Raw genomic sequence first — 3,148 nt, 5'->3', positions numbered from 1 at the left:
GATTGGACAATTGACACGAAGCCGGCCCCCGCGGGACCTCTACGACCTCGTCCCCGATCGGCGAGCACTCCAGGCCCGATTGCGGGCTTGACCTGACAGCAGGGCAAGCCCACGACCAACCGATGCTGCAGGACATGCGCGAAGGCGCGATCCTCCTTGCTGGTCGCGACCTCGACACCAATGCCTTGCGAGACTTAGCCAAAGAACAATGAGCCTGGACCAAGAAGACGGAACCGGGTGTCAATCAGCACCGAACATGGACCATGGGGAAAATTCACGCGGCATTGACACCCGCAACACGATCACGAATGAACGAAATCGATAACAGCGTCGATCTTGCGAAGCAGGTGATCCTTCGGAACCTAGCTGTCGAGCGTCACCATTTGGAGAGCCCTCTGCTGCGGCGCGGGTTTCTTCAACATGTCCCACTGAATCATAAACCCGCAGCCAAGACCAGGGGTTTTTCTTGGAAAGGCCGGCTTACGCCATGGCCTTCTGCAGGTTCTGGTCGATCTTGTCGAGGAAGGCAGTGGTCGAGAGCCATGGCTGGTCGGGGCCGATCAGCCGCGCCAGGTCCTTGGTCATGAAACCGGATTCGACGGTGTCGACGCAGACTTTTTCCAGAGTGGAAGCGAATTTTGCGAGCTCGGCATTGTCGTCGAGCTTGGCGCGGTGCGCGAGGCCACGGGTCCAGGCGAAGATCGAGGCGATCGAGTTGGTCGAGGTTTCCTGGCCCTTCTGGTGCTGGCGGTAGTGGCGGGTGACCGTGCCGTGAGCGGCTTCGGCTTCGACCGTCTTGCCGTCGGGCGTCAGCAGAACCGAGGTCATCAGGCCGAGAGAGCCGAAGCCCTGGGCGACGGTATCGGACTGGACGTCGCCATCATAGTTCTTGCAGGCCCAGACGTAGCCGCCAGACCACTTGAGCGCCGAGGCGACNTCATAGTTCTTGCAGGCCCAGACGTAGCCGCCAGACCATTTGAGCGCCGAGGCGACCATGTCGTCGATCAGACGGTGTTCGTAGGTGATGTTTGCTTCCTTGAACTGATCCTTGAATTCGGTCTCGTAGACTTCCTCGAAAATGTCCTTGAAGCGGCCGTCATAGGCCTTGAGGATGGTGTTCTTGGTCGACAGGTAGACCGGCCACTTGCGCATCAGGCCATACATCATCGAGGCGCGGGCAAATTCGCGGATCGATTCATCGAGGTTGTACATCGCCATGGCAACGCCGGCGCCCGGTGCGTTGAAGACTTCCTTCTCGATGACGGTGCCGTCTTCGCCGACGAACTTGATCGTCAGCTTGCCCTTGCCGGGGAACTTGAAATCGGTGGCGCGGTACTGGTCGCCGAAGGCGTGGCGGCCGACGACGATCGGCTTGGTCCAGCCGGGAACCAGGCGCGGCACGTTCTTGCAGATGATCGGCTCGCGGAAGATGACGCCGCCGAGGATGTTGCGGATCGTGCCGTTCGGGCTTTTCCACATTTCCTTGAGGTTGAATTCCTTGACGCGGGCCTCATCCGGCGTGATCGTCGCGCACTTGATGCCGACGCCGTACTTCTTGATGGCGTTGGCGGCGTCGACGGTGACCTGGTCGTTGGTGGCGTCGCGGTTTTCGACCGAGAGGTCGAAATAGTCGATGTCGAGGTCGAGATACGGATGGATCAGCTTATCCTTGATGAGCTGCCAGATGATGCGCGTCATTTCATCGCCGTCGAGATCGGCGACGGGATTGGCGACCTTGATCTTGTTCATGTATCTGCCTCGTTCGAGCTTGATGGGCACCGGCGTCCCGGGTGGGTGATGTGATGAGGAGCGCTATAGCATTGTGATCAGGGAACGCAAAGCTGCAGGGGCTCGACAATGCATTTTTCCCGCCATTGCCAAGTGCTGGAATTTGGTTGGTGTCCGCCTCGATCTGCGGCCCCGGACATTCGACCATGAAGACAATCGCCATTGTTATCGCAAGCCTTATCGCCTTTTCCGGCATCGGCCATGCAGCCGACATCATTGCTCCCGTGAAGGAGATCATCGTGGCAACCAAGAGCAACTGGGCCGACAACGACAGCGACTGGACCGACATCTTCGATGCGAGCCGGCTCGACCATCTCTACAGCCGCGATTTCGTCGCGAAGTACCAGGCGGCGGCACAGCTTCCTGCCGTTGCCGTACGCCGCGTTCTTCAGCGGCGGTTAGACCGTTCACGCCACCTTCGACCTGAAGCGCTTGGGCCGGCCGGCCTCGCATGGCTGCGTTCGCCTGCACTCCGACAATGCCGCGCAGTTCTTCTCGCTGGCGCACAGGCTGGCCTCGCCAATACCCGCGTCGTGATCACGCGCTGACCCCGAATTCGGCAGCTGATCCCGTTCTATGCGCTGATCATCCGCTCCAGCTCATCCATGTCGGGGACGATGATATGTCGAAAGTTCTCGATGCGAATGACTCCGCTCTTGCGCAGCTTGGTCAACTGGCGGCTGACGGTTTCAATGGTCAGACCGAGAAAATCGGCGATCTCGGCGCGGGACAGCGGCAGGTCGAAAGAGGTGGTCGTGGCGGTCTGCGGTTCGGCGTGGGTGGCGATGAGGTGGAGCAGGCTTGCGACCTTCTCCTCGGCGGTGTGCCGGCCGAGGGTCAGCATCCATTCGCGCGCGGCGTCCAGCTCCTTCAGCGCCTGATCGAGCAGGCTGCGCTGCAGCTTCGGCGTCTCCGATATCATGCGGTCGAGCAGGTCGCGGGGGAAGACGCAGATTTCGGCGTCGGTCGCAGCCTGAGCCGACAGCATGCTTTCGCGCACGAAGGGCCTGCCGACGAAATCGGGGGCGAATTGCAGGCCGACGATCTGCTGGCGCCCGTCCGGCATCACCTTGCAGAGCTTTACTACCCCGCGCATGATATTCGAATAGAAAGAGCTTTCCGACCCTTGAGCGATGATCTCGCTGCCGGCATCGACCGTGCGGCGCAGCGACTGGCGGCCGAGCTCTCGGAGTTGGCCGCTCCACAGCGCGCCGCAGACGATGCCGTGCCGCGCTTGGCAGGAAGCGCAAGCGACGGGAGTGCCGGCGTCGGAAACCTTAGAGCCTGACTCGAAAAGGTTTCAACGATATCCGTACCTTGCCAAGCGTCGTGTCAGGACCCGGATGTGGGCGATAGTGAT

At 60.7% G+C, this 3,148-nt stretch carries 1 protein-coding gene and 4 pseudogenes; 2 read left to right on the top strand and 3 right to left on the bottom strand.

The features are described 5' to 3' along the window. Window positions 1-277: 277 nt before the first annotated feature. Both BS630_RS38755 and BS630_RS27160 read right to left on the bottom strand, forming a co-directional pair. Window positions 278-422, bottom strand: a pseudogene (locus tag BS630_RS38755) (IS5/IS1182 family transposase); the annotation flags it as partial. A gap of 58 nt (window positions 423-480) precedes the next feature. Continuing rightward, complete coding sequence (locus BS630_RS27160) at window positions 481-1,749, bottom strand: NADP-dependent isocitrate dehydrogenase (protein WP_077979862.1); 1,269 nt, start codon at window positions 1,747-1,749, stop codon at window positions 481-483. Window positions 1,750-1,934: 185 nt separating this feature from the next. Here BS630_RS27160 and BS630_RS27155 point away from each other — a divergent pair. Both BS630_RS27155 and BS630_RS27150 read left to right on the top strand, forming a co-directional pair. Beyond that, a pseudogene (locus BS630_RS27155) lies at window positions 1,935-2,159 on the top strand (hypothetical protein); the annotation flags it as partial. After that, window positions 2,155-2,336 (top strand): annotated as a pseudogene (locus BS630_RS27150) (L,D-transpeptidase); the annotation flags it as partial. The pseudogenes BS630_RS27155 and BS630_RS27150, both read left to right, overlap by 5 nt. Window positions 2,337-2,362: 26 nt before the next feature. Here BS630_RS27150 and BS630_RS27145 read toward each other — a convergent pair. After that, window positions 2,363-3,055 (bottom strand): annotated as a pseudogene (locus BS630_RS27145) (Crp/Fnr family transcriptional regulator); the annotation flags it as partial. Window positions 3,056-3,148: the final 93 nt, after the last annotated feature.

It is taken from the genome of Rhizobium laguerreae, assembly GCF_002008165.1.
GTDB lineage: Bacteria > Pseudomonadota > Alphaproteobacteria > Rhizobiales > Rhizobiaceae > Rhizobium > Rhizobium laguerreae.
Note: the sequence above shows the minus strand (reverse complement) of the source record. Positions and strands in the feature narration are given on the sequence as shown.